Genomic DNA, 26795 nt, shown 5'->3' with positions numbered 1-26795 from the left:
CTTTGCCAGCATAAGCAGAGAATAGGATGCTTGTCAAGAAGAAAAGGAGTTATTTAATTAATGGGTGATGGATATCCCTATTGGAGAATGGGAATAATTTTATTATTAGTAATTTGGAATGGAGTTGTTTCGGCGGCACATGCTGCATTTACTTCCATAAATGAAAACCAGATTCGAAAACGTTTAGAAGAAAATGAAAATAATGCTAGAGCATTTCAGATATTAAACATGCTGGAAGAACCAGGCAGATACATAAACTTGTTTGAAGTGCTTATGAATAGTACAAGCATTGTTATTGGCATGTTATTTACAAGCAGTTTCTATGTAAGGGTTTTCAAGATGCTTAGGAGTGCAGATGGATTTTTAGAGGCAAATTTGCTGGCTGCAAGAATACTTGCGGTACTGATTGCCATATTCTTTATATGTATTGTGATTTTCTTTGGAAATGTACTTCCTCGTAGAATGGCAAAGGTTCATGCGGAACGATCGGTTTATTATTTATATGGAGTACTATATCGTTCCTACGGAGTATTAAAGCCAGTCCTGTGGTTAATGGACTGTCTGGCCAGGTTTTCCTTCTGGATTCTGCGGATTCGGATTCCTGCAGAAGAGGAAAATGTTACAGAAGATGAAATTATATCGATTGTAAATGAAGGTTATGAACAAGGTGTTTTAGAAGATAGTGAAGCAGAGATGATTTCCAACATTATCGAGTTTGATGAAAAAGAAGTTATGGATGTTATGACACACCGTAAGAAGATTCGAGCGATTGACGGTTCCTTAACAGTGGCAGAAGCGATGGAATATGTGCTGCAGCAGCCATTTTCCAGATTCCCAGTATATGAGGAAACCATAGATAACATCGTTGGAATCCTGCATATTAAGGATATGATGAAATATTATATTTCAGGGAAGGATACAAAGGTTCCTGTGAAAGAAATCTGCGGTGAGCCGTATCTGGTGCCAGATACCCAGCAGATTGATGTATTGCTAAATGATATGCGGGCCAGGAAAATGCATATGGCAATTGCTATTGATGAGTATGGCCAGACAGCAGGACTGGTAGCAATGGAAGATATTCTGGAGGAAATCGTTGGTGCTATCTCAGATGAGTATGATATTGAGGAAAAGATGATTACAAAGCAGAGTGAAGGCCGTTTTCTTATGAAAGGAATGACGTCGCTGGAAGAAGTGGAAGAAGTGCTAGACATTGACATGGAGCAGGAAGATTTTGATACCTTAAACGGTTTTCTTATTTCTATGCTAGGTCATATTCCTTCTGATGGGGAAAAAGCAGTCTTTCATTATATGGGATATAAGTTCCACATCGTGGATGTAGTGGATAAGGTGATACGCTATGTACGGGTTGTGAAGGAATAAAAGAAAGCCTCAGTTTTCCGCTGAGGCTTTTCGATTTTTATCTTATAGTTCTTAGAATGCCAAAAAACTCACTAGCTATTAGTGAGTTTTTTGATAACAAAGTGTATAATAGGGTGGGAGTAGAAAGTGTTATTAACACTATCTATATTTTAGTATATACTATAATTATGAACAAAATATGAACAAATTATTAATTCTTAAGTTTTTTTTAAGAAAGAAAGCTTTTTGTAAGAAATTAAAAGCTAAATGATGAAATTCTGTTAATGATTGGAAATTTAATGTAATTTGTAAGGATTAAAAGAAAAGTGTTCATTGGATAGATGAATCAATGAACAATTATATTAAGGAATGCAGGTGCATTTGTTAAGTGGTAATAAAAAGAAGCTGGCTTGAAATGAAACTTGAAATGCAATGAGAAGAATGCTCCTAAACAGCACCAAAGCCTCAGGAGCGTTCTGAGGCTTTGGCTTCACTTATATGAATGTTGGGGAGGAGAAAGTGAAATTTATTTAAATCACTATCTTGATTCTTATTATAGCGAAGAAATATGTGTAAATTATGACTTGATTGAGAACAATATATGAATTTTTTTGTTCACATTATTATAAATAAATGGAAGGAAAACAGTATGAAGATAACAGTATTGTGTGTAGGAAAAATTAAGGAGAAATACTTTACAGCAGGAATTGCAGAGTATGAGAAAAGACTGTCTCGCTACTGTAAACTAGAGATAGTGGAAGTGGCAGATGAAAAGACACCTGATCAGGCAAGCGAGAACGAGGAGAGAATTATTAAAGCAAAGGAAGCAGAGAGGCTGTCTAAATACATTAAAGATGACTCTTATGTAATTGCATTGGCTATTGAAGGAAAGCAGCTGGATTCGGTGGAGTTTAGTAAGAAGATTGAGCAGCTTGGAATCAATGGAGTAAGCCATATCGTGTTCTTGATTGGGGGGTCGCTGGGACTGGATACGGAGCTTTTAAAGAGAGCGGATATGAAGCTTAGTTTTAGTAAGATGACATTTCCCCATCAGATGATGAGGATGGTGCTGCTAGAGCAGGTGTATAGGGGATATCGGATTATGAAGAGGGAACCGTATCATAAGTAAGCTGAGAGGGCATTATGGCACTTCTTAGAGGAAAAAGTAACACATGAATAGTTTTATCATACACTAATAGAAATGGATTAGTGGAGTGAAGTATGAATTGTTATAATAATTATAATTATTATCAGAACCAGATGGAGTGCATAGATACTTACGCAGAACAGGCGAGAGCTCAAGTACAAATGCAGCAGCAGTTAAAAATACTAGATGATTCTTGTAAATACACTAACTTTATTATTGCAGGAATTCTGCTAACGCAGCAGACACTTAGGATACAGAAGTGCCAGATTCTGAACCCACAGGCACAAACAGCCAATGTATATCCTTTAAAACTAAGCTCGAATCTCCTTATATTATGTGCGTTATTCTTTTTCTTTCAGTTATCAGAGACAGTTTTGTGTAATCCTGATGCTGACTGCAGTCAAAGAAGTTCCAGCAGAATCAATAATATTGCCAGTACGCTCGTATTGATTGCCAGTATGCTGCGGCTGATAGATCTTCTTGGTGGAGGAGGACAAGGTGCAAATACAGGTCTGTAGAATTTAGAAGTTACCGTAGCGTTTACATAAAAGCAGGTGTAGAATTGCTGGGAATTGATTTTCTTACGATATTATGCAAAAATCCATAAAGTTCCAATAAAAATAAATATGTAAGTAATAGCGAGGCAGGGAGAGAGTTCAAATGAAAAAAAAGAAAGAAGCTGTATTTATTCTGATACGGATTGTTATGTGCTGTGGCGTTATGGCTATGGTAGATGGTGTGATAAAACCAGGGTATGCAAAGAAATCTCTGGTAAAGTGTATTTTATTTTTAGCAGTACCACTGGTTTATTTCTGGCGTCATAAAGATTTGAGTTTAAAAGAAATCTTTCTATGGAAAAAAGGGAGTGGCAAGCTGGTTTTTGGTTTGGCAGCAGGATTGTATCTAGGAATTTTGGGAACATATCTGGTTACAAGGAATATATTGGATTATTCGGGGATTACTGGTGCTCTTTCTAGTAATGCAGGTGTAACGGGAAAAAGGTTCATCTGGGTGGCACTTTATATTTCGTTTGCCAATTCATTTCTGGAAGAATTTTTCTTTCGAGGCTTTGCGTTTCTGACGATGAAAAAGTACATTACAAGAAAAGCGGCATACATATTAAGTTCTGCCATGTTTTCCCTGTATCATACGGCAATGATGACAGGATGGTTTTCAGCAGGGGTATATGTAATGGTATTATTAGGGCTATATATAGGAGCAATGATATTTAATTACCTGAACGAAAAAGATGGTACTATATATGGTTCCTGGTTTGTTCATATGTCTGCGGATTTCTCCATTAGTACTATTGGGCTAATTTTGTTTGGAATACTTTAATTCGTTTCCTTAAAAATATGGGGAGCTGAAAAATCAACCTGTTATTTATCAAACAGTGTCCTTAATTAAGGGCACTGTTTGCCTATAAACAATATAATCTAAAAGCTGTCTGCTAATGATTTTGCACGTTCCTTGGCTTTGGCTAAAATATCGTTTACATCAGCACCCTGCAGGTCTAAGTTTTCGGCACGGATCGTTTGAAAGTTTTCGATACCAAAGAAACAGAATAAAGCTCTTAAATAGCGTTCTCCCATTTCTAAATCGGCATTTTTTGTTTCAGAGTATTCTCCGCCACTTGTAGTTAAAAAGACTGCTTTTTTGTTTTTGCACAAGCCAGCTGGTCCATTGGCTGTATACTGGAAGGTGATTCCTGAAACGCTTACATAATCCATATATGCTTTTAAAACTGCTGGAAAAGAAAGATTCCACATAGGTGCAGCTACTACATATTTGTCAGCTTCTGCAAACTGATAAGCATACTTTAAAATGGGGTGATTTCTTTTTTCTTCTGATTTAGCTCCAAAAATCTCATTCAGATCCTCAAAAGTTAAGAAATGAATCGGTTCTTTGTATAAGTCTAATGTGGTAATGGTATCTTCTGGATGCAGGTTCTTATAATTTTCTATAAATTTTTCAGATAACTGAAAAGTCCGGGAATGTTCAATACTTTTTGGGTTTGCTTTGATATATAGCACGTGTGCCATTGTTTTTCCTCCTTTTGTTTTGATATTCAGTTCTTTAAAGTATGGTTTCTAATAGCAGGCAATTTTATTATGTTAGTTTATGGAGAATAGACCAGATATAGATATATCTGGAAATAATAGTGAATTAGAAAGAATTTATTTTATGAGCAAGAACTTTAGAAGAATTAAAAGAAATTTCGGATATTGTCATAAAAGACGAAACAGAAAAGCTACATATGAGTAGTATTTTGGGCAAAAATATATTATACTATATGCAAAATAGCAAAAGCAGGAGGATTGATTTGAAAAAAGGAATATATTTAAATGATTCCATTCATGGGTTAATTGCATTAACTGAATATGAAAGAAGAATTGTTTCCACTATCGGATTTAACCGTTTGCATGACGTATACCAGAACTCTACTGTGTATCTGACTTTTCCGTCTAACCGTACCAAACGTTTTGAACATTCAATTGGAACGATGAAACTTTGTTCTGATATGTTTTTTCAATCCCTTTTAAATGCGTCTGACCAAACGCTGCAAGAGTTTTTTGAGATATTCGAAAAAGAATATTTTACGATTATAAAAGAAATACATGAAAACCAGAAGCTGTGTGAAGAGAAGCTGGGAGGGCAAAAGCCTGTGGGACTTCCAAGGATTATTTTGGACAAGTTAAGGCATTCCTTGATACCAAATAATATTGAAGATGGATATAAGGTGATGCATCTTGTGATTATTCAAGGAATCCGTGCGGCTGCCCTGCTTCACGATATTGGACACCCTCCTTTCAGCCATATTGTAGAGTTTGCCTTAAAAGATGTTTATATGGAATTTAAAGACAAAACATTTATGCAGCAGGAAAATGCAGAAGAGTTTCTTGAAATTATGTCAAAATACTTTGAAGATGACCGGAAACTTCATGAGCAGATGGGAGATGAAATCAGCCAGGGAATCTTATTTAAAATCATTCAGCCTATGGGTGGAATAGATGACAGCTTTAGTGAGAATTTATTTGATTTACTGGTTATGGAGACTGTGAGACGGATATTTGCAGAAGAAGGAGCATTCCGTTTCCTGCATCGCATTATAGATTCTAGTTTGGATGGGGACAGACTTGATTATGTAACACGAGACGTACTTAGTTCTGGCATGGATTGTGGAAAGATTGAATATGGAAGAATCATCTGCGATATGCAGCTTTTTATTAGAGATGGAGAGATGTATTTTGCAGTACCGCTAAAAGCTGTTAGTTCCGTCGAGGATTTTGTGAAGAGAAGATATAACAGTTACAAGGATATTATCTATCATCATAGAGTAATTAAGACAGATTATATCTTAGAAGGAATTGTGAAGGATTTAGTAAAGAAGTATCTGCTAGAATACGAGGATAAAGAAAAAAGCGGTAGTGAGGTTCTGATTCCGTTCGATATTTCGGGGCTATGGTTTCCTCTGGGGGATAAAAAGTCAGCTATCAAGGCAAATGCACTTTCTCAATGGAATGACTCATGGCTTTTGACTGTCCTGCGCCAGATTTATTATACAGGATATTATCATAATGATACCATACCAGAGGATAGCACGGATTATCTTCTGGCCCAGCGTTTAGCGGAACTCCTACGTAATAGCAAGCGGTATCATTCGTTGATAAAAAGGGGGGAGAATTTCCAGAGTATTGATGATGGTGTAAAGCAGCTATTAAAGCAGAATCGAAGACAGATAGAAAGTCTTGTGGAACAGGCTTGGAACGAGGCTGGAAAAGAACGATTTGCGGATCTTCTGGGACAGCTTCTGGATCATATGGATAAGAAATCCTCAGGTTTTGTTCTTTCTTTCCTAGCAAGATACAACAAAGAACTTGGTCTGGGAGATTTTCAGGATATGGTCAAAGAAATAGTAAATAACCAGACCAAAAGAATAGTGACGGATTTGAAAACCTATGATACGGTTACTTTGTTTAAAAGAATATCGCTAGGGCTAGATGCACCGATTTATTTTTACAATCATAAAGGAAATATTTATACGTTAAAGGAGATTAGTGGAATTGCAGATATTTTGGAGCTGGATTCTAGTTACCTTCCTGTTTTCTATATCTATATCCTTGCAAAAGATAACAAGGGTATTCTGAAAGAAAAGAGAGAAGAACTGTTAAGTGCCATTGGCAGTCAGATTGGTTTGGAACTGGTAAAAAGATTAGAGGCATATATGTAGAAGGAGCTGTAGGAAGAAGACCTGAGTGGATGGATTTTAATCCTTTCGTTCAGGCCTTTTTGCTGTATAGGAACGCACACTTTTTTATAATTTAAGTGATATTGGAAAGGTCTATCTTGAAGAATTACAAAAATACGAGCATAAAGTGCTATAAGTTAAACTTATAACGGACTATATTTTTAAGGTATTAACACATATTTCAGAAATCCTATATAATTACTAGTATATTAAACAGAGCAAATAAATTCATCACACGGGACAGTAGGAAAGGAAGTATGTAGTATGAGTAAAAAAAATAGAGCGGACAGAAAATTTAAATTTGAAACATTACAGTTACATGTAGGACAGGAAAATGCAGATCCAGTTACGGATGCAAGGGCTGTACCGATATATCAGTCTTCTTCTTTTGTGTTTCACAATAGCCAGCATGCGGCAGACCGATTTGCATTAAGGGATGCGGGAAACATTTATGGAAGGCTGACGAATCCAACTCAGGATGTATTTGAACAGAGAATCGCAAGTCTAGAAGGCGGCGTAGCGGCCCTTGGAGTTGCTTCTGGAGCAGCAGCGGTTACCTATGCAATTGAAAATATTACAGAAAGCGGGGACCATATTGTAGCTGCTAAAAACATTTATGGAGGTTCTTTTAATTTATTAGAACATACCTTGACTCGTTTTGGGATTACTACAACTTTTGTAGATCCATTTAATGACAGGGAAGTAGAAGATGCGATTCAGGAAAATACGAAAGCAGTATTTATTGAAACGCTTGGCAATCCAAACTCGGAAGTAGTGGATATTGAAAAAATCGCAAAGATTGCCCATGCACATAAGATCCCATTAATCGTAGACAATACATTTGCTACTCCATATCTTGTAAGGCCAATTGAATACGGAGCAGATGTTGTGGTACATTCTGCAACAAAGTTTATTGGTGGACATGGAACTACAATTGGTGGCGTAATTGTGGATGGTGGTAATTTTGACTGGGAAGCATCAGGAAAATTCCCTTCCTTAACAGAGCCAAATCCAAGTTATCATGGAGTAAGTTTCACAAAAGCAGTAGGAAGGGCAGCTTTTGTAACCAAAATCAGAGCGTTATTACTTCGTGATACAGGTGCTACTATTTCTCCAATTCATTCGTTTATTTTTTTACAAGGGCTTGAAACTTTATCTTTAAGGGTAGAAAGACATGTGGAAAATGCCCTGAAAGTAGTAGACTATTTATCAAAACATCCATTGGTAGAAAAAGTAAATCATCCAGCAGTGACACAAGATCCAGAACAGAAAGCATTGTATCAGAAATATTTTCCAAATGGTGGCGGTTCGATTTTTACGTTTGAAATCAAGGGGGATGCAAAAAAAGCTTGCGATTTTATTGATCAGCTAGAACTGTTTTCTCTGCTTGCTAATGTAGCAGATGTGAAGTCCTTAGTGATTCATCCAGCGTCTACGACACATTCACAGATGACGGCAGAAGAACTTGCAGCTTCAGGTATAAAGCCAAATACCATCCGTCTTTCAATTGGAACAGAAAACATTGAGGACATTATTGAAGATTTGGAAGAAGCATTTTTAGCAGTACAGTAGAGGAAAATTACAAAATGTTTAGAAATATAAAAAAATAGTTGCACATAATGAGATATTATGTTAGAATATGACTGATACAAAAGCTGAAAAGATAATGTACAAAAGGTAAAAGAACAATATACAAAAGATAAAATGAATAAAAAAAGAAGCAAGAGCATAGGCTTATTTGCTTCTTTTTTTTGTACCATTTGTATAAAAATAACACTTATAGAAAAGAAAAGATTTCATAAAATAATAGAATGTAACAGGACAAGAGTTTGATGTAAATTTATATAAATTTTATACGAGAAGACTGATAAAACGAGAGGAACTTGCAAATGAACAGAATTTTAATTGTAGAGGATGAAAAGCCCATCTTGAATCTTTTGTATATCAACTTAAGAGATGAAGGGTATGAATGTGCTTGTGCAATGGATGGATTAGAAGCGGCTGATTTATTAGAAAGCAGGAGTTTTGATCTGGTACTTTTAGATATTATGATACCAAAGATAGATGGATATGAATTGCTAGATTATATAAAACCAGTGGGAACACCTGTCATTATGATTACGGCAATGGGACGTGTAGATGATAAAATCAAAGGACTTAAAAAAGGAGCGGACGATTATATTGTAAAACCATTTCAAATTGGGGAAGTTCTTGCAAGAGTTGAGGCAATTCTTAGGAGGGTAGGAAAAACAAAGACCGAGTATCACATTTTTGGAGTGTATATTAATACGAAACATCGAATTGTAAAGAAAGATAATCGGGTGATTAACTTGACCGTAAAAGAATTTGATTTGCTTGTAGAACTGGTAGAAAACAAGAACATAGCGTTATATCGGGAACAGCTTTACGAAAAAATATGGAATGAACCATTTACAGGAGAAACAAGAACATTAGATTCTCATATACAAAGACTTCGGAAAAAACTTAATTGGGAAGATCACATTAAAACCATTTTCCGTATTGGATACCGGCTAGAGGTGTAAAAATGAAGCTTACAACAAAAATGAGTTTATGGGTTGCTATCGTGCTTTGTGTTTCTTTATCATTTTCGGGATGTCTGTTTATTACGAAAGCATTTTCTTATTCTATGAAACGGGAACAGAAACGAGCAGTAAATCAGTATCAGTTTGTTAAGTTTGTGCTGCAGTCCAATATGATTTCGGAAAGTGCAGGAAGGAAATTTGACAAACAGTTTATTAGTGGAATCTTAAACAGCGGAATTGACAGAAGCCGCAATTATGCAGCTGTTTTTAATGAAGTGAAGGAAGAAATGAATTCAACATTTCCAAGTGATTATCATTATGGAATTGCAGATGACTTGGAGAGTGGACTTTTACACATGGATGTGAAACAGTATCAGGAAAAGTATTACTTGGAATTATCAGGTGTTCTAAAGGAAAACAAGGAAACTATGTATTTGTTATGTGCTACGGATGTCAGTTCCGTAGTGTCAGATCGAAAGCAGTTAGAAAAGGTGTTCTATTATAGTTATTTACTTGTTTTCTCCATAGGAAGTGTTTTAGTTTTTACATTCTCATCCATTATGATGTGGCCAATCAAACAGCTTAGTAAGTCAGCACAGGTAATTGCCCACGGAAATTATAGTGAGCGTGTCAAGGTAAGGACCAAGGATGAAATTGGTGAACTTAGCTGTAATTTTAATAAAATGGCAGATGCCATTGAAACCAGCATTGAAGATTTAAAACTTGCCGTATTGAAGCAGGAAAATTTTGTTGCTAATTTTGCACATGAATTAAAGACATCGCTTACTTCAGTAATTGGTTATTCTGATAGGATTTACCATAAGAATTTATCTAGAGAAGAAACAAAGGAAGCAGCAGAATACATTATGAATGAGGGACTTAGGCTGGAGTCTTTGTCACGGAAACTGATGGATTTAATTGTGCTTGGAAAACATGATTTTATGTTAGAGTATTTAAACGCAAATGACCTGTTTCAAAATATCAAGGAAACAACTGCTCCATTATTTTATAAAAAGGAAAGCCGGCTTATATTAGACATTGAGCCAGCTTATTTAAAAGTGGAATTCGATCTTTTGAAAACCTTAATGCTTAATTTATTAGATAATGCTATGAAAGCAAATGCAACCCAGATTCAGATAACGGGGAGAAAGGAGGATAACAAATATATAGTGTGTGTTTCGGACAATGGAATAGGAATCCCAAAAGAAGACCAAAAACGTATTGTAGAAGCGTTTTATGTAGTAGACAAGTCAAGGTCAAGGGAACAGAATGGGGTAGGGTTAGGATTGGCATTGGCACAGAAAATAGCAGAGATTCATGGAACGAGTTTTACCATTGAAAGCGAATTAGGAAAAGGCACATCCATTTGTTTTGCATTGGCTATGGAGGAAGCGTAACGATGAAAAGGCAAACCATTGCCATATCAGGGACCATGAAAAGAAAAATCAGTATGTACAAGTAGTCTGGGGACTAGAACAAGGTATAAAATAAGGGAAAAATTGCATGACACAACTAAGACACAAGTTCTGGACAAGTAAGAAACATTTGTCTGTTATCCTTTTTACAAAGTAAAAAGTGCGGAAAAAACACTTAAAATATGGAGGATAACAATGAGAGTTCGAATGGGTTTGGGAGTTTTATTCATTTGTGCCGCATTTATGACAGGATGTCAGCAGGGAAAAGTGGAAAAGCCAGTAAAACATGAAAAAGCGGAAAAACAGGAGACGGTTATAAAAGAAGAATTACAGGAGATACCAGAGAAAGGAGACAAGGAAGTATCAGGGGATAAAGTAAAAGAGGAGGCTGAAATAGTATTGCCAGCTCCTCTTAGTGGATTGTATAAGGATATGGTGGTGGAAAAACTTGAATATCAGCCGCAGCCGGAAAATGAAAAAAATGTTTATATTACTTTTGATGATGGTCCTTGTAAATCAACGCCTCAGTTACTAGATGTATTAAGAAAACTGAATGTAAAAGCAACATTTTTTGTGACCGCCCAATATGGAAGTGAGGAAGAAATTATAGAATGGTTAAAGCAGATAAAAGCAGAAGGTCATACAGCTGGTGTCCATAGCTATTCTCATAGATATGATGAAATATATTCTTCCGTGGAAAAATATCTGGCTGATTTTAAAAAGATGGATGATCTGATTGTAAAGGCAACTGGTGAACATGCGAGACTGTTCCGTTTTCCAGGGGGAAGCAATACAGGATACAATGATTCAGTCCGCGAGGAAATTATAAAGGAAATGGCCAGCCGTGGCATGGTTTATTATGACTGGAATGCTTACAACGGTGACTGTGATGGATTTACCAAGGCTCAGATGATTGAAAAAGCGGTAAAAGAGTCTAGCTACCGTGAAAAATCTATTGTTCTGATGCACAATATTCCAAAAAGAGAGCAAGTAATCGAAACAATACCTTCTATAGTGAAAAGGTTAAGAGAAAAGGGATATGAGTTTAAAGCACTGGACGGAACTGTAGAACCAATACAATTTATAAAAGAGGGAGAAGTGGCAAAACCATATATTTCCAGAAGAATAAGAAAGTCCCACTGACTAGATTTATGCCCCTGTTTTTCAGGGGCATTTCAATTATTCTAACCCTTCCAGCACAGTAACAATTTCTAATCCGGCATCTCGAGCCATCTGATAACACTGTTCCTGTACACCAGTCATTTCAAGTCTTTCTGGGCTATGGGCATCAACCCCTAGGATAACAGAGTTTCCAGCCTGTTTTGCCAGTTTCAGAAAATGTTTTGAAGTATAATGGCGATTTTCGTATACTCCTGATAAATTGATTTCTACTGGTATATTTTTTTCTTTCAGATATTGACATAAGCGTAGCATATGTTTGTCATAAAATGCAGTATCTCCCGTATAATGGATTAGGTCAGGATGGGCTAAATAGCGGTATAACCCTGTTTCCATTCCTTCAATGGCAGAATCAATATATTCCAGAAAAAGGTCCTTGTCCTCTGTTGGAAAACCAGTGTAAGTTCCATAAGGTTCTGGATTTAAAAAATGCTGTCCTAAAATCATATAATCAATAGGATAATCTTTTAGCAGCTGTTCCTGCTGTTCTGTATATTCTGGCAGGTATTCGGATTCAAATCCAAGATAGATTTTAATATCGTTTAGGTATTCTTTTTTCAAGGACTGAATGGAATCTACATAATCATCTAAAAGAGAGAGTTCCATACGAGAGGAAGAAACATACCCTTTTTTCATTTTCCATGGGAAATGGTCGGAGAAACCAAGAATTTTCATGTCGCCACGAATGGCAGCTTCAACATATTCACGATCTTCTCCTGCTGCATGATGGCAGCGGGATGTATGAGTATGATAATTAGCAAGCATTGTAACACTTCCATTTCTTTAGCATTTTAAAGTAAGTATAGCATGAAGGAAAAGGATTTCCAAGTTTTTTGGAAATGGGAAAAGAAGGAAGGCGAGTAAATGGTATTTTTGTGGAACGTAAGAGGAATAAAGTGCTGTTTTTTATGCTCAGGATTTTGCCAAAGCCTAATCCAAAAAGGGTACATCAGCTATATCCAACAAATTACGAATTTCACTGTACTTATTATAGAACCTATTTGATTTACAAGAAAAGCATTGATGTGACATAAAAATACATGTAAAATAGAAAAAAAGAAAAAAGGAGGATATTAAAATGAAAAGAATTACAAAAAAATCAATTTGTACAATCTTAAGTTTTATGTTAGTTTTTGTTGCTGCATTTGGGGTAAATATAGGATTTGTGTCGGTTAAGACAAAAGCTGCTTCCTATGAAAAAGCATGGTTTCCAATGAGTACCATGAATCTTACACAGCTTGCCTACGAAAGTTATTCCCATACAAATTCTGCCCACATTGACTGTGTTGGTTCTGATTACGCAATAGCACCATTTACTGGAACGGTAAAGTATTCTAGCAGCAATTATGGGGTTATGATTTTCCAGAGTAATGACAAAGTTTATTATGCAGATGGTTCGCTAGATTATATGACGGTTATGTATATGCATGGAAAGTGCTTAAAGGGCGTAGGTTCTGTTGTTAGCCAGGGAACGAATTTATATGAAATCAGTGGTCTTGGTTCTGGTGGAGCATATGTCTATGCAAAACATCTGGATTTAGGAGTATATAGAGGACGTGCAAGCACTCCAACTTCCTATTATTCTCAATTTGGCAATACTTATCCATTTAATGCACTTTATATTAATAAGAGTTTTACTACATCTATTATCAATAAGGGAGTTGTGGCATCTGGCAATTATGTAAATAATGGAGGACCAACTAATTACAGTAATCTTTGGAAATATACAACAGATACAATAGATACAAATCAAATTAATGTTACTTACCAGACTTATGACGTTTCAAAAGGTGCTTGGTTATCCAACGTAGTAAACGGATCGGATTATGCAGGAATTTTTGGACATTCGGTATCTGCCGTATATGCTAGCTTAAGCAAAGGAAACATTACATATGCAGTACATACCAGAGGAGGCAGCTGGCTTCCAGCAGTTACGAACCGTTCAGACTATGCAGGCATATACAGTAAACCAATTGATGGCATTATGATGAAAACGGATACAGGAAAGACCATTCATTACAGAGTACATCTTAGAGCTGGATACTGGTTACCATATGTTACGGGTTACAGTACATCTGATTCTAATAATGGATATGCAGGTGATTTTGGAAAGGAAATTGATGCGATACAGATATACCTTTCATAAGGAAGGAACGTAATTCTGTTTGAGTGAAAAGGCATGATTCTTGCGAATGTTTGCAAGAATCATGCCTTTTTTATTTGAGTTGCGAGAGTCTGAGGAACTCAGACTTTATTCTAGCTGGAATAAAGTTTGTAATCATGATATAGTTATATTATGCGAACTGAAGAAAAAGCAGGAAAGCAGAATTTGATAGAATGGCAAAAACGGAGTGTAGCAATTATATAGAACAGGATGGAGGCTTCATGAAAATGGATGTAAAAAAAGTGATTCAACAGATGACATTAGAAGAAAAGGCGGGGATTTGTTCGGGTTCAGATTTTTGGCATACAAAAGCAGTGGAACGTCTTGGAATACCACAAATGATGGTAAGCGATGGACCCCACGGGCTTAGAAAACAGGATTTAGAATCCGATCATTTAGGAATTAATGAGAGTATTAAAGCAGTATGTTTTCCAGCAGGCTGTGCAACTGCTGCATCCTTTGACAGAGATTTGCTTTATTCAATGGGACAGGCTTTAGGAAATGAGTGCCAGGCAGAAGGAGTAGCAGTAATTCTTGGGCCGGCTGTTAATATTAAACGTTCCCCTTTATGTGGAAGAAATTTTGAATACTATTCGGAAGACCCTTATTTGGCAACGGAAATAGCGGCAAGTCATATTAAAGGGGTTCAGTCAAAAAATGTAGGAACAAGCATAAAACATTTTCTGGCAAATAATCAGGAACATAGAAGAATGAGTTCTAGTTCGGAAGTAGATGAGAGAACTCTTCGAGAATTATATTTAGCAGCGTTTGAAGGGGCTATTAAAGAAGCAAAACCTTGGACCGTTATGTGTGCTTATAACCGTATCAATGGTGTTTATGCTGCAGAAAATAAAACATACTTAACAGATGTATTACGTGATGAATGGGGTTACGAAGGGATGATAATTAGCGACTGGGGGGCAGTAAACAATCGGGTTGCTGATTTAGCAGCTGGTCTTGATTTGGAGATGCCATCTTCTAGTGGATTAACAGATAAAATGATTGTGGAAGCAGTGCAGAACGGAACATTAGATGAGGCTGTTCTGGATAAAGCAGTTGAGAATATTTTAAATGTGGTTGAGCGTTTTGAATCAAATCGTGATACAGAGGCTGTTTTTGATAGAGATGCCGACCATGCACTTGCTAGAAAAGTGGCACAGGAATGTATCGTATTATTAAAAAATGAGGATGTTCTTCCATTAAAAACAGAAGAATCCGTTGCTATCATTGGAGAGTTTGCGAAAGCTCCACGTTATCAAGGTGGCGGAAGTTCCCATATCAATTCTCATAAGGTTGAATCTGTTTGGGAAATTCTTATGGAATGTGATAGCTGTAAGGATAAGGTGTACTTTGCACAAGGATATTCGACAAAAGAGGATATTATAGATGAAAAGAAAATTGCACAAGCAGTGGAACTGGCAAAACAGACAGATAAAGCTGTTCTATTTGCAGGTCTTCCAGATTCTTATGAGTCCGAGGGATTTGACCGTTCCCATATGAAAATGCCAGAAGGACAGAATGCATTAATTGAAGCAGTGGCAGAAGCGAATCCCAATACAATTGTTGTGCTTCACAATGGCTCACCAGTAGAAATGCCTTGGGCAGATAAGGTAAGTGGAATTATAGAAGCTTATCTTGGCGGACAGGCAATTGGAGGTGCAGTTGCTGATGTGTTATACGGAAAAGTAAATCCAAGTGGACATTTAGCAGAAAGTTTTCCAATAAAACTTGAGGATAATCCTTCTTATCTATACTATCATGGAGAAGGAGACCGTGTGGAATATCGAGAAGGAGTATTTGCTGGATACCGTTATTATGATACGAAGAAAATGGAAGTACGTTTCCCATTTGGACACGGTCTGTCTTACACTGCATTTGTTTATAGCAATGTGAAATTAAGTGAGGATTCTATCAGGGATACAGATAGCCTGGAAGTGTCAGTGGACGTTACAAATACAGGGGACAGAGCAGGAAAAGAAGTAGTACAGCTATACGTTGCCCCGCCTAAAGATGGAAGGATAATCCGTCCAGTCCATGAATTAAAAGGATTTGAAAAAGTTTTTCTGGAACCAGGAGAAACTAAGACGGTAACATTTACTTTGTCTAAGAGAGCATTTGCATATTATGAGACTAAGATAAATGACTGGCATGTGGAGACAGGAAAATATACGATTGAACTAGGACAGTCTAGCCGTAAGATTTTAGCAGAATGCGAAGTACAGGTAGAAAGCACAAGAAGACTGCCTCTTAATATTAATCTGGATACGCTATTTGGTGACATACAGAAAATTCCTGGAACAGAAAAAATCTTAGAGCCATTTATTAAAATTTTTACAGAATTTGACATGGGTGGAGATGACAAGCTGGGTTCCTCTACCAAAGAAATGATGGAATCTATGTTAAGGGATTTGCCTCTTCGTGGACTGGTTTCCTTTGTTCAGGGTAAAGTGTCCTATCAGCAGCTGTATGACTTAATGGAACAGTTAAATTATCTTTTATTTAAGATCGGATAGAAATAATAAATATTTAGGGGATGGAATAGCATGGAAAACCAGACAAATCGGCAGAAACCAGAACAAGAACATAAAAGACGTGTCCGTTACAAAGGCACTCATCCACGTTCTTACAAGGAAAAATATAAGGAACACAATCCAGAAAAATATGCAGATATTATTGAGAAGGTAAAAAGCAAAGGAAGTACTCCAGCAGGCATGCATATTCCAATTATGGTGAGAGAAATTATAGATTTTCTTGAGATCCAGCCAGGCCAGAAAGGGTTAGATGCTACATTAGGTTATGGCGGACATACATTGGAAATGCTTAAACGTCTGGATGGACAGGGGCATTTATATGCGATGGATGTAGATCCAATTGAATCTGTGAAGACAAAGGCAAGATTAGAAGCAAAAGGATATGGAGAGGATAAAATTACGATAATCCACGAGAATTTTGTGCACATAGATAAAGTAGCACAAGAATATGGAAAGTTTCATTTTGTGCTAGCAGATCTTGGAGTATCTTCTATGCAGATTGATAATCCAGAGAGAGGATTTTCCTATAAGTCTGAAGGACCATTGGATTTGCGTTTAAACCCGAAAAAAGGAATTTCTGCAGCAGAGCGTCTAAAGGAAGTGACTAGAGACGAGCTGGAAGGCATGCTTATTGAGAATGCAGATGAGCCTTATGCAGCAGAGTTATCAAGAGCTATTACATCTGCTATAAGAAAAGGGCATAAAATCGAAACTACTACTCAGCTGGAACAGATTATTACAAAAGTGCTGTCTTTTGTTCCAGAAAAAGACAGAAAAGAAACCATAAAGAAAACTTGCCAAAGAGTGTTTCAGGCATTACGAATTGATGTAAATAGTGAATTTGAGGTGTTAGAAGGATTTTTGGAAAAACTTCCAGATACGTTAGAAAGTGGGGCAAGAGTTGTCATTTTGACTTTCCACTCAGGGGAAGATCGAATGGTAAAAAAATCGTTTAAGCGTTTGTTAAAGGAAGGTGTTTACAAAGAAGTGGCATCTGATGTAATCAGACCTTCCAAGGAGGAATGCAGGCAGAATGGGCGGGCACGTTCTACAAAGATGCGATGGGCGATTAAAGCATAGTTAGGAAAATATAATTATATATGAAATTCTTAGTAGCTGTTTTATTATTTAGATAGTTATGATACAATGAATATTATTCAAAAGAAAGGGTATTAGCTATGGTACGTCAAAAAAATCTTGCACTTTGTGTAATACTTTATTTTGTTACTTGTGGATTATATGGGATTTACTGGTTTGTCTGTCTGACTGATGACACCAATGCAATTGCACAGGAAGAAGGAACTTCAGGAGTAGCGGCACTTTTGCTAACAGTTGTAACCTGTGGTATATATGGTTTTTATTGGGCTTATAAACGTGGAGAAAAGATTGACCGAGCGCATCAGTTACGTGGAGAATATGCAAGCAATGGTGGAATCTTATATCTTTTACTGTTTATTTTTGGTGGAGTTATTACTTACATTTTAATTCAGAATGAAGTAAATAAATTCGCATATTAAGACGATATGAAAACGCATAAGCAAAAACTTGGAATTGTTATTATTTCAGGGCTTCTTTATTATGTATGGATACGGTGTACGAAGATAGGTATACCGTGTCCTTTTTATAAAATCACACATTTAAAGTGCCCTGGATGTGGCATTACCCGAATGTTTTATTATTTATTCTGTTTTCAGTGGAAAAAAGCAATGGCAGCTAATTATTTTTTATTCTGGACTTGTCCTATAATTCTTATATTTATCTTATATGAGCAGCAAAGAAAATACAGCAGAAGAAAAGCAGATAGAATTTGGACCTGGCTAGAAACGGGATATGTAATCACTCTCATTATCTGGATGATTGTGCGGAATAGAATAAATATTTAATACAAAGGGGATTTACCAAAACAGGGAAATCCCCTTTGCAGGTTAAAAAAGATATCTCTCATTGGCTTAAAGCGGCGTATCAACCCCATTTACGGTTGCGTGTTCATTTTCCTCCATTGGAATGACAAGACAGCGTTTTCCGTTAATAATCTGGGAACTGATCTGGCCTGCTTTCTGTGGACTGACGTTAAGAATTATCGTATAGTCTTCGGAAAGTTCCTCTAAAGCAGCAGTATTTTGTTCCATATCCTGTTGGGTTTCCTCTAATTTCTGCTGCAGTACCTGAACCTGTGCAGTCAGTTCTTTCTCTCTTTTACGATGAACATTGGCAGCCAGTGCTTTGGTATCCAGCAAATGTTCCACAGCAGGAGGAGTATCTCCAAATTCTTCGGTGTAAGAACGTTTGATTTCAGAGGTTATTTCCTCCGGAATGCCGCTTTCTGCAAGGACTTCTTGAATATTATTATTTGTAAGAAGCAAAGGCTCGTTTTGATTATTTTCAAAAGCTTCCTGTTCTTCTACAAGACTGTTCAGGCTTTCTTGGATTTCCATGAAATAATGGCCTTCTTCTTGCTCAATTGGAGCTATGGCATGAGTAATTATGCTTTTAAATGTTTCCTTCTGTTCTGTAGCAGTTGGTTTTGGGTCACAGCCTAGTCCGAATTCCATAAATTCTGGATGAGGTTCTTTGGCATTTTTAGTGTAATATATAATAGAGTGGATGTCACTGCTCCGGTCGCTGAAAGAAGGAAACACGAATCCATTTTCAGGTATGCCAACTACCCAGTCACGAATACGAGGTCCAATCCGGTTTTCTGCTTCCAGATATCCAAGACCAGGCTTGCTTAATGTAACGGGGCAAATGGCACAAAGCAGATATTCATAGACTTCCTCAGATTCCTCTAATTTGTTATTATCGGATGTTTTGGCCATAACGTCATATGCATCATGGAAAATCAGAATAAGATAATTGCCAGCGTAGTCATAGGTATCAATTACGTGGTGGTAAAAACTTTCTAATAACGCATCATTTTTTAATGCACTTTCCCTTAAGCCCATAAGAAACTGCTGTTTTCCGCCTGGTGCTTCTTCTGTCAGTGGGAAGTTCAGTTCTAATAGGTTATTGCCAACTGTACCAGAAAGGGTTTTCTTGGCAATCTCTAAATATTTATAAAATTCCTCTTCTTCTAAGTTTAAGAAGGTTTCTCCTATGTTTAAAACAATTTCTTTTTCGCCGTTCACGTAGCAGCCGCTTAATCTTGTAAAGGTGCATTCGTTCTTTTTAAAACGGCGTTTCAATTCTAATACATCTTTCTTTGTCATGTTTTCCTCCATGTCCTATCATTGTATTCCAAAATTCGTCTAATATAAATAGTATAGTGGTACTTGGAACGGTGTGCAAGGAAAAAAAGAAAACACCAGCCAAAATTTATGGCTGGCGTCAAAAAAGAAAGAAGTTTATGAAAATGGGTGAGTATGCTTAATTAATTTACTGGCTTCATGGTTATTGTAACAGGAGCTTTGTTTTTTGCAGCTTTTGGTGCAGAGGTTTTCATGCCGCATAACTGTTCTAACGTTCCAAAGCTATAACCCATCTCTTCCCATTTTGTAAGCAGTTCGTCTAGGATCTGCGCATTGGTTTTGGAAGTACTGTGAAGCAGTACGATGGCACCAGGATGGATTCTGGTAAGAAGTTTGGAGAAAGCTTCTTCTTTACTAGGCTGTGCATTCTGATACCAGTCTACATAAGCAAGACTCCAGAAAAATGTCTTATAGCCTAATTTGTGTGCCATTTCTAAATTTTTTACACTATACTTTCCCTGAGGTGGACGATAAAATTTTACTAGTGATTTGCCAGTAGTCTTTTCATAGAGATTCGCTAAGTCATCCATTTCTTTTTGAAAGGCTTCCATAGAAGAAATGGATGACATGTCAGGGTGATGGAAGGTGTGATTTCCTACGGTATGGCCTTCTGCTACCATCTGCTTTACCAGTTCTGGAGCAGTTTCAATATAATTGCCAACTACAAAGAAAGTTGCCTTGGCTTTGTGTTTTTTTAGTGCCTCCAAAATAGCAGGAGTATTGCCATTTTCAAATCCAGCATCAAAAGTTAAATAAATGGTGTTTTTGGAGGTGTCACCTATGAAGTAGGAATCGTAAGATTTTAATTCTTCAGGGGAGGCATTGCCAGTAGGTGGTTTTCCGTCAGAGGAAAAGCCAAGCCCCCAGTTTTCGTTTTCCTGTATCTGTAAAGTTGGAGCATCTTTGTTATTATGTACTATCCAGGAAAGCCCAGCTCCGAAAAAATATGCACACACCATGACAAAGGTGTACATAATCAGCTTTTTTATAATTTTAAATTTCATACGGAACCTGCATTGAATTCTTTAGTAATATATATGGAGGGGGGGATGTACACTATACCCAATGTTGACAATTTTTCTTTTTTGCTTAAAATAATAGTATGCAGGAAAAGAAAAAATTTGTGATTTCAATTGTAAGTTTACTAATGATAACCGTTCTATTCTGGTGCATCTGGATTTTACGTGCATATGCGTGGGTGGAATATCAGGATGTAAGGGTGAAAATGCTAGGAAGTGTGTTAATTGCATTTGCAGCAGCTATGACCGTTTGTGGGTATCTTGTTTTTAGGCTTGCGAGACCGTCTTATATGTATGCAGGCAGAAAGAAAAAAATTTTAATTGCAATAGGAAGCCTGTTAGCTGTAATGCTTCTTAATTTTTTGATGTTATCCCAAGTAAAAGATTATGGATATACCATCACAAGTATCGTTGAAGTTCAGAATAAGGAATCCAAAGGAGGGAACTATTATTTTGAAATTAAGGATTCCCAGAAGAAAATGCTTGCATTTGACTGTGATCAGAATCTGTACGAACAGTTAAAAACCGATGGCACCCAATATACGATACAGTACAGAAGGTTAAATTTTGGAAAACATAAAGTGAAGCTTGGTTTTATTGATGTAAAAAATGCCAATTAAAATAAGGGAAAGTTATGAAAAGCTGTCATAACTTTCTTTTTTATGCTATAATAGGTATGTTTGAAAAAAATTAGCATAATGAAGCTTCAAATGTTAGAGGGAGGATGTAGGAGCCGTGAAGCTGTCTAAAATATTTTTAGCATATTTAGCGCTAGTAGAAAAGACTAGCAAAATCACGTTTGGTGGAATGGAATTATTAGAGCAGCCGAACATTGTTGGATTTTGGCACGAAGATAGTTTTATTACATATTTAATTTTAAAAGAACTGGAAAACTACAATCAGAAGGCAACAGTACTGGTGACAGAAGAATGGAGAGGAAATGTAATTCAGGAGATGGTGGAGAAAAATAAGGGCGAGGTTTTTCGTGTTGCATACTCTGGAAGGACTGTTGACCAGTTCAAAAGTCTGTTTAAAACGGCAAAAACAACTAGTAATATTATTGTCTTAGCATTCGATGGGCCCAAAGGACCTCGTCATAAGATAAAAAAGGTTGCATATTTGCTTGCCAACAAAAATGATAAACATTTAGTAGGATTAAGGGTTGATTATAAATATAAGCTGAGAGTGTTTGTAAGATGGGATAGATTTGTAGTACCATTACTGTTTAATAAAATAAAGGTTCAATTTATGGATTTAGGCAAAATCTCAACAGCTCACATGCAGAATATTGAAAAAACCAATCAGAGAATACTGAACCAGCTTTATCAAGAGAAAAATAAGCAAGAGTCCATAGAAGAGGAAACTGCCATCTGGACAGCAGATAATGTAGAATAGGCAAGAACAGTATATTGAAAAAGAAGTGGTTGCGTGCTGGCTTATATAGAATATTCGCCAGAATATTATAAGCGCAGCCATTTATTATGTCTGTTTTTGCCATTATGAAAAGAAAAGCAATGCTATTTTTTCTAGTTTGGAGAAAAAGGTAGAAGAACAGCAGGAGAATCTTCAATTAATTAAATTAATGGAGAGAAATAATGGAGAGAAAGAACATGCATTTTCAACATAAATATAAGATTATTGATATTTTTTTGCATCATAGGATTGCTTATAATCATTATATATGGAAATCAATATAAAATAAGGAGAAGGGAAGCTTATGAGCAAAAAGTGGAAAGCATTTTGTAGTTGTGTATTAACTATTGTACTTCTGATTTGTTCGGTTTATTTACCAGATAATTGGGTAAATTTATCTGCAGATAATGGTGCAGAAAACGTTGTAAAAAGTTTAAACAATGTTGTTGAAGCTGTTATTGATGGCAGAGAAGAAAAAACAGCATTGCAGCTTTATCGGAATGGGGTTTACGAAAAAGGCATTGAATTAGGTGCTGGAACGCACACCTATCAAGTGTATGTAAATGGGGAAGCCTTTGGAACAGAAAAGGAGATTCAGGTAGAAGAAGCAAAAACCGTATTTATACGTCTGCAGGATGAAGAAGTGTATGATTCTGTAAATAATGCTTCTGAAAAATTCCACACAGCAAAATGGGTTGGCAATTTTGCAGGACTCAGTTTTGTAAAGGAAAATAATGAAAGATATAACATAGGAAATTGGAGCCCAGCAGATGAAAATGCAGAGCTTGCCTATGTAGGTGGCGGTATCTATACACGTACTTTTTACTTTGAAAAGTTGGGAACAGATTTGGAATTACCAGATGGTGGATATAAGGTGGCATTCGATAACGCATGGGATTATTCCATTGGATATTATGGCTCAAATGTTGCGCTTGCCATTCCAGCAGGAACGGATCATATTACAATTTTTGCGGATGAAATCAGCCAGCAGGTTTATGATTCGGTACGTTCTGGGTATTACAATGTTACACAGAACTCTGGTAATATTACATATCAGGCATTTCATATGAAGGTATCTCTTATCGGTACCGTAAGAGGGGAAGAATCTATTAACTGGTCCGCAGATGCAAAAGGATACGAATTCTATCAGATTAGCGATCATTTATATTTGTATCAGGATTCATTAGCAAGTGGCACTTATGAATATAAAACCATTATGAATTATAAAAACTGGTATGAGAAGAGTGGCAGCAATAAAGTATTACAACTAGAGGAGCCTGCCCAGGTTGTATTTCTCTATGATGCATCAACAGAGGAGCTTTATGATTCCGTCAATGACAACAGCAATGTTGCAGCTGCTTTAGGTTTTGAAACGGGAAAACAGGAGGCAGAAAGAATTTTAACGGTTCCGGGAACATTTCCAGGGCCAAGCTGGAATACCGCATCCAACAAGATGGTTTATTTAGAAAATGGTATCTATTCGTATACATTTAAAGATGTTCCGGCAGGAAATTATCAGTTCAAAATTGCAACTGGAACCTGGGTAGAAAATTACGGCCAGGATGGTATAAAAGATGGAGCGAATTATACCGTTATGGTACCAGCAAAACAAGATGTTACCATCTACTATAACGATAACTCACATCGTGCAGTGACTAGTGTTTCCTATGAATTCAATACCTTAGTATTGACAGGAGATGGGATAAAGGCAACGTTGGAAGATCCAGAATTAACTGGTATTTACAAAGCAGCTGTTCCAATGAAGGCAGGAACTTATAATAATCTGGTTTTAAATTATAACGGGAAAGAGAATTTAACAATTGGAAAAGTGGAATTAGCACAAGATAAAGAGGTTACGTTCTATTTTGATTCTGCGACTCATCTTTATTATAACGATGCTTCCATGATGGAGACTGATAAAGAAGCTGTTCTATATAACTCGAAGGATAGCAGATACAAGAGCGTGTTTGGTGCAGTAGCGGAAAATGAAAAGGTTCGTTTTGCAATTAAAACTGGTTCTGATGTGACCAAAGCCATTTTAATTACACAAGGAAATAAACTGAAAACCTATGAAATGACAAATGATGGTGGTGAGGACAGCCAGACATGGTCTGCAACTGCATCATTTGATACCTATGGAAGATATACGTATTTCTTTGCATTATATTATGGTTCTTATGTACAGATATATTGTGATGATGATGGCTATTATGGAACAGGTGTATTAACCAATCTGTCCCAGTTAAAACCATATGATCTGGTTGTATATAAAGCTGGTTATAAAACTCCTGACTGGATGAAAAATGCGGTTGTTTATCAGATATTCCCAGACCGTTTCTTTAACGGCGATAAAGAAAATGATCAGGCACAGATTACATCTCGTGGAGATACGAATTATGAGTTTGTAAATGACTGGTACATGTATCCGGAAAACCCAGAACAGGAAGAACAGAATCCGCAAGCTTATCCAGAAAATGCATGTAAGGGTGATTTGCACTGGAATAATGAAATTTATGGTGGAGATTTAAAAGGAATTACGGATCGGATTGATTACTTAAAAGCATTAGGTGTTACTGTAATTTATTTAAACCCTATATTTTCTTCTATCTCAAGCCATAGATATGATGCAGCAGATTACAGAAAAATAGATCCGGTTTTAGGGGATTTAGGTGATTTCTCTAAACTTGTAAAAGCGGCAGAAGATAATGGCATGCATATTATTTTAGATGGTGTATTTAACCATGTTTCAGACGATTCTATTTATTTTGACCGTTATTATAAATTTGTTGGGCAGAATGGAAAAGTTGGGGCATATCCATATTGGGCATATGTGTATGATTATATGAAAGAGCATACTGGTGCCAGTCAGTCAGAAGCACAAGCAAGTGCGAAAAAACATTTTGATGTTCTTGGGGTAACAGATTATTCCTATACCAAATGGTTCCGAGTAGACAATATGGCAATGGTGGATGAAAACCAAAGAGAGGTAACGGATACAATTGGAGAAAGAAAAGGACTTCCCGTATATGCTTATGAAGGCTGGTGGGGATATGACAGCATGCCGGTTATTTTCTCTACCAATGGTTCTGAGTATCAGACTGGTAACTGGGCAGAGCAGATTATTGAGGGTTCTAAGTCTGTTACACAATACTGGATTAGTCAAGGTTCTAATGGATGGAGACTTGATGTAGCGAACGAAGTCTCAGACGAGACCTGGCAGCATTTCCGTCAATCGGTAAAAGGGTTAGATTCCGATGCCGTTATCATTGGGGAAATATGGGACGATGCAACGGAGTACATCATTGGTGACATGTACGATTCAGTCATGAACTATGTGTTCCGTAATGCCGTACTTGATTTTGCAAAAGGTGGAAAGGCTTCTGCTTCTGTTAAAACTTTAGAAAAGCTTCGTGAAAGATATCCGAAAGAAGCTTTTTATGCAATGATGAATTTAGTAGATTCTCATGATACTGCACGTCTTTTGTCCTATTTAGATGGTGTAGAAGATGATAGAAACCAGAAAGATCCGGCACATGCATTTCCAGCTTATGAAAAAACTTCCATGACAGCAAAACAGCGTCAGTATTTAGTGGCGTTCCTTCAGATGACATATCCAGGGGCACCAACAATCTACTATGGTGATGAGCTTGGCTTAACGGGAGCTGATGATCCAGATAACCGCCGGGCTATGCCTTGGGGGGAAGGAAATAAAGAGTTAGTAGAATGGTATGCTGTTCTTGCTAACTTACGAAGCAAATACACCGCTTTACGAACAGGTTCCATTGAACCTTTGGAGACTGCTAATGAAAGTATTATGGGTTATGTAAGGGCAGATGAAAATGCAAGTTTAACAATCCTTGCCAATAACTCAGGTAAAACAGTGGAATATGTATTGGATACAGAGAAAAATGTTTTGTATGATATGATTTCGGGCAAAGAATATGTTTCAGAAAATGGAAAAATAAAAGTTATCATTCCAGCATATGGTGGCGTTGTTTTAACAGATGTGGTAAAAGAATTAGATGTGAATTATGATGGTTTAAAAGCTGGTTATGAAAAAGCATATAAGGTGGGAGCTGAGGTGGCAGAACCAGAAGTATCACCTTCGCCTGCAGTAAAACCGTCAGCAAAGCCAACACCAGAAGCATCAGTAAAACCGTCAGTAAAGCCAACACCAAAAGCGTCAGTAAGACCATCAGCAAAGCCAACACCAAAACCAGTTGTAAAAGTACCTGTAGTAAAGCTGAAAACAGATAAGAAAAAGAAAAGGGTTACACTTTTCTGGAAAAAGGATAAGGATGTTAAGAAATATGAAATTACGTATTCTACAAATAAGAACTTTAAAAAGAGTGTTAAGAAAATTGTAACAAGAAACAGTACACAGAAGACACTTACTGGCTTTCAGGCAAAGAAGACTTATTATATACGGGTTAGAAGCTGTAAAATGATTAAGAAAAAAGCATGCTATAGTAAGTACAGTGCAGTGAAAAAAGTGAAGTTTTAGAAAAAATCGCTGGAGTCGTAAGATTTC

At 36.7% G+C, this 26795-nt stretch carries 21 protein-coding genes; 17 read left to right on the top strand and 4 right to left on the bottom strand.

Translation table 11 applies throughout. The features are described from left to right. Nucleotides 1-87: 87 nt before the first annotated feature. The 4 genes from BMY85_RS11970 to BMY85_RS11955 all read left to right on the top strand — a co-directional run bounded on the left by BMY85_RS11970 (nt 88) and on the right by BMY85_RS11955 (nt 3844). The gene (locus BMY85_RS11970; RefSeq protein ID WP_177180770.1) at nt 88-1380 is read left to right on the top strand and encodes a hemolysin family protein; all 1293 of its coding nucleotides are present in this window, start codon (nt 88-90) and stop codon (nt 1378-1380) included. A 628-nt stretch (nt 1381-2008) separates the two neighbouring features. Beyond that, complete coding sequence (gene rlmH / locus BMY85_RS11965) at nt 2009-2488, top strand: 23S rRNA (pseudouridine(1915)-N(3))-methyltransferase RlmH (protein WP_092478522.1); 480 nt, start codon at nt 2009-2011, stop codon at nt 2486-2488. Nucleotides 2489-2580: 92 nt separating this feature from the next. Next, a complete protein-coding gene (locus tag BMY85_RS11960; protein WP_092478512.1) occupies nt 2581-3024 on the top strand; it encodes a hypothetical protein in 444 nt (147 codons plus the stop codon). Nucleotides 3025-3166: 142 nt separating this feature from the next. Continuing rightward, nucleotides 3167-3844, top strand: a complete 678-nt coding sequence (locus BMY85_RS11955; protein ID WP_092478511.1) for a CPBP family intramembrane glutamic endopeptidase — start codon at nt 3167-3169, stop codon at nt 3842-3844. A gap of 98 nt (nt 3845-3942) precedes the next feature. Here BMY85_RS11955 and BMY85_RS11950 read toward each other — a convergent pair whose 3' ends face one another. Beyond that, nucleotides 3943-4548 (bottom strand): FMN-dependent NADH-azoreductase, encoded by a 606-nt coding sequence (locus BMY85_RS11950; protein ID WP_092478510.1) that lies wholly within the window; start codon nt 4546-4548, stop codon nt 3943-3945. Between the two features lie 281 nt (nt 4549-4829). Between BMY85_RS11950 and BMY85_RS11945 the strand changes: the two genes are divergently transcribed. From BMY85_RS11945 to BMY85_RS11925, 5 genes are all read left to right on the top strand, one after another. Beyond that, a complete protein-coding gene (locus tag BMY85_RS11945; RefSeq protein WP_177180769.1) occupies nt 4830-6737 on the top strand; it encodes an HD domain-containing protein in 1908 nt (635 codons plus the stop codon). 282 nt (nt 6738-7019) lie between these two features. Beyond that, nucleotides 7020-8327, top strand: coding sequence for an O-acetylhomoserine aminocarboxypropyltransferase/cysteine synthase family protein (locus BMY85_RS11940; protein WP_092478508.1), 1308 nt, complete (start codon nt 7020-7022; stop codon nt 8325-8327). 317 nt (nt 8328-8644) lie between these two features. Next, nucleotides 8645-9298 (top strand): response regulator transcription factor, encoded by a 654-nt coding sequence (locus tag BMY85_RS11935; protein WP_092478507.1) that lies wholly within the window; start codon nt 8645-8647, stop codon nt 9296-9298. A 2-nt stretch (nt 9299-9300) separates the two neighbouring features. Then, the gene (locus BMY85_RS11930; protein WP_092478506.1) at nt 9301-10695 is read left to right on the top strand and encodes a sensor histidine kinase; all 1395 of its coding nucleotides are present in this window, start codon (nt 9301-9303) and stop codon (nt 10693-10695) included. 213 nt (nt 10696-10908) lie between these two features. After that, nucleotides 10909-11856: a polysaccharide deacetylase family protein gene (locus BMY85_RS11925; RefSeq protein ID WP_092478505.1), complete on the top strand. Its 948-nt coding sequence runs from the start codon at nt 10909-10911 to the stop codon at nt 11854-11856. A gap of 36 nt (nt 11857-11892) precedes the next feature. Here BMY85_RS11925 and BMY85_RS11920 read toward each other — a convergent pair whose 3' ends face one another. Next, nucleotides 11893-12657 (bottom strand): histidinol-phosphatase, encoded by a 765-nt coding sequence (locus tag BMY85_RS11920; protein WP_092478504.1) that lies wholly within the window; start codon nt 12655-12657, stop codon nt 11893-11895. 313 nt (nt 12658-12970) lie between these two features. On the opposite strand from BMY85_RS11920, the gene BMY85_RS11910 reads away from it, so the two are divergent. The 5 genes from BMY85_RS11910 (at nt 12971) to BMY85_RS16300 (ending at nt 18470) form a co-directional block, all read left to right on the top strand. Continuing rightward, nucleotides 12971-14038 carry a hypothetical protein gene (locus BMY85_RS11910; protein WP_092478502.1) on the top strand — a complete coding sequence of 356 codons (1068 nt, stop codon included), beginning with the start codon at nt 12971-12973 and terminating at the stop codon, nt 14036-14038. 245 nt (nt 14039-14283) lie between these two features. Further along, nucleotides 14284-16569 (top strand): glycoside hydrolase family 3 C-terminal domain-containing protein, encoded by a 2286-nt coding sequence (locus BMY85_RS11905; protein ID WP_092478521.1) that lies wholly within the window; start codon nt 14284-14286, stop codon nt 16567-16569. 30 nt (nt 16570-16599) lie between these two features. Continuing rightward, on the top strand, nt 16600-17667 hold the full coding sequence (rsmH, locus tag BMY85_RS11900) for a 16S rRNA (cytosine(1402)-N(4))-methyltransferase RsmH (protein ID WP_092478501.1): 1068 nt from the start codon (nt 16600-16602) through the stop codon (nt 17665-17667). A gap of 98 nt (nt 17668-17765) precedes the next feature. Then, nucleotides 17766-18104 (top strand): DUF4234 domain-containing protein, encoded by a 339-nt coding sequence (locus BMY85_RS11895; protein WP_092478500.1) that lies wholly within the window; start codon nt 17766-17768, stop codon nt 18102-18104. A gap of 6 nt (nt 18105-18110) precedes the next feature. Beyond that, nucleotides 18111-18470, top strand: coding sequence for a DUF2752 domain-containing protein (locus tag BMY85_RS16300; RefSeq protein ID WP_092478499.1), 360 nt, complete (start codon nt 18111-18113; stop codon nt 18468-18470). A gap of 66 nt (nt 18471-18536) precedes the next feature. On the opposite strand, the gene BMY85_RS11885 is transcribed toward BMY85_RS16300, so the two are convergent. Next, nucleotides 18537-19793, bottom strand: coding sequence for a DUF4317 domain-containing protein (locus tag BMY85_RS11885; protein WP_092478498.1), 1257 nt, complete (start codon nt 19791-19793; stop codon nt 18537-18539). 161 nt (nt 19794-19954) lie between these two features. Then, entirely contained in the window at nt 19955-20836 is an 882-nt protein-coding gene (locus BMY85_RS11880; RefSeq protein WP_092478497.1) for a polysaccharide deacetylase family protein, read from the bottom strand. 119 nt (nt 20837-20955) lie between these two features. On the opposite strand from BMY85_RS11880, the gene BMY85_RS11875 reads away from it, so the two are divergent. The 3 genes from BMY85_RS11875 (at nt 20956) to BMY85_RS11865 (ending at nt 26768) form a co-directional block, all read left to right on the top strand. Then, complete coding sequence (locus tag BMY85_RS11875) at nt 20956-21471, top strand: hypothetical protein (RefSeq protein ID WP_092478496.1); 516 nt, start codon at nt 20956-20958, stop codon at nt 21469-21471. 115 nt (nt 21472-21586) lie between these two features. Continuing rightward, a complete protein-coding gene (locus tag BMY85_RS11870; RefSeq protein ID WP_092478495.1) occupies nt 21587-22246 on the top strand; it encodes a hypothetical protein in 660 nt (219 codons plus the stop codon). A 322-nt stretch (nt 22247-22568) separates the two neighbouring features. Then, entirely contained in the window at nt 22569-26768 is a 4200-nt protein-coding gene (locus BMY85_RS11865; RefSeq protein ID WP_092478494.1) for an alpha-amylase family glycosyl hydrolase, read from the top strand. The last annotated feature ends 27 nt before the right edge of the window (nt 26769-26795 follow it).

Origin of the sequence: [Clostridium] polysaccharolyticum, from assembly GCF_900111595.1 — a bacterium.
GTDB lineage: Bacteria > Bacillota > Clostridia > Lachnospirales > Lachnospiraceae > Clostridium_AI > Clostridium_AI polysaccharolyticum.
Note: the sequence above shows the minus strand (reverse complement) of the source record. Positions and strands in the feature narration are given on the sequence as shown.

Coding starts and splice junctions, on each gene's coding strand:
- BMY85_RS11970 (WP_177180770.1), top strand. CDS start 88: ATGGGAATAATTTTATTATTAGTAATTTGGAATGGAGTTGTTTCGGCG.
- rlmH (WP_092478522.1), top strand. CDS start 2,009: ATGAAGATAACAGTATTGTGTGTAGGAAAAATTAAGGAGAAATACTTT.
- BMY85_RS11960 (WP_092478512.1), top strand. CDS start 2,581: ATGAATTGTTATAATAATTATAATTATTATCAGAACCAGATGGAGTGC.
- BMY85_RS11955 (WP_092478511.1), top strand. CDS start 3,167: ATGAAAAAAAAGAAAGAAGCTGTATTTATTCTGATACGGATTGTTATG.
- BMY85_RS11950 (WP_092478510.1), bottom strand. CDS start 4,548: ATGGCACACGTGCTATATATCAAAGCAAACCCAAAAAGTATTGAACAT.
- BMY85_RS11940 (WP_092478508.1), top strand. CDS start 7,020: ATGAGTAAAAAAAATAGAGCGGACAGAAAATTTAAATTTGAAACATTA.
- BMY85_RS11935 (WP_092478507.1), top strand. CDS start 8,645: ATGAACAGAATTTTAATTGTAGAGGATGAAAAGCCCATCTTGAATCTT.
- BMY85_RS11930 (WP_092478506.1), top strand. CDS start 9,301: ATGAAGCTTACAACAAAAATGAGTTTATGGGTTGCTATCGTGCTTTGT.
- BMY85_RS11925 (WP_092478505.1), top strand. CDS start 10,909: ATGAGAGTTCGAATGGGTTTGGGAGTTTTATTCATTTGTGCCGCATTT.
- BMY85_RS11920 (WP_092478504.1), bottom strand. CDS start 12,657: ATGCTTGCTAATTATCATACTCATACATCCCGCTGCCATCATGCAGCA.
- BMY85_RS11910 (WP_092478502.1), top strand. CDS start 12,971: ATGAAAAGAATTACAAAAAAATCAATTTGTACAATCTTAAGTTTTATG.
- BMY85_RS11905 (WP_092478521.1), top strand. CDS start 14,284: ATGGATGTAAAAAAAGTGATTCAACAGATGACATTAGAAGAAAAGGCG.
- rsmH (WP_092478501.1), top strand. CDS start 16,600: ATGGAAAACCAGACAAATCGGCAGAAACCAGAACAAGAACATAAAAGA.
- BMY85_RS11895 (WP_092478500.1), top strand. CDS start 17,766: ATGGTACGTCAAAAAAATCTTGCACTTTGTGTAATACTTTATTTTGTT.
- BMY85_RS16300 (WP_092478499.1), top strand. CDS start 18,111: ATGAAAACGCATAAGCAAAAACTTGGAATTGTTATTATTTCAGGGCTT.
- BMY85_RS11885 (WP_092478498.1), bottom strand. CDS start 19,793: ATGACAAAGAAAGATGTATTAGAATTGAAACGCCGTTTTAAAAAGAAC.
- BMY85_RS11880 (WP_092478497.1), bottom strand. CDS start 20,836: ATGAAATTTAAAATTATAAAAAAGCTGATTATGTACACCTTTGTCATG.
- BMY85_RS11865 (WP_092478494.1), top strand. CDS start 22,569: ATGAGCAAAAAGTGGAAAGCATTTTGTAGTTGTGTATTAACTATTGTA.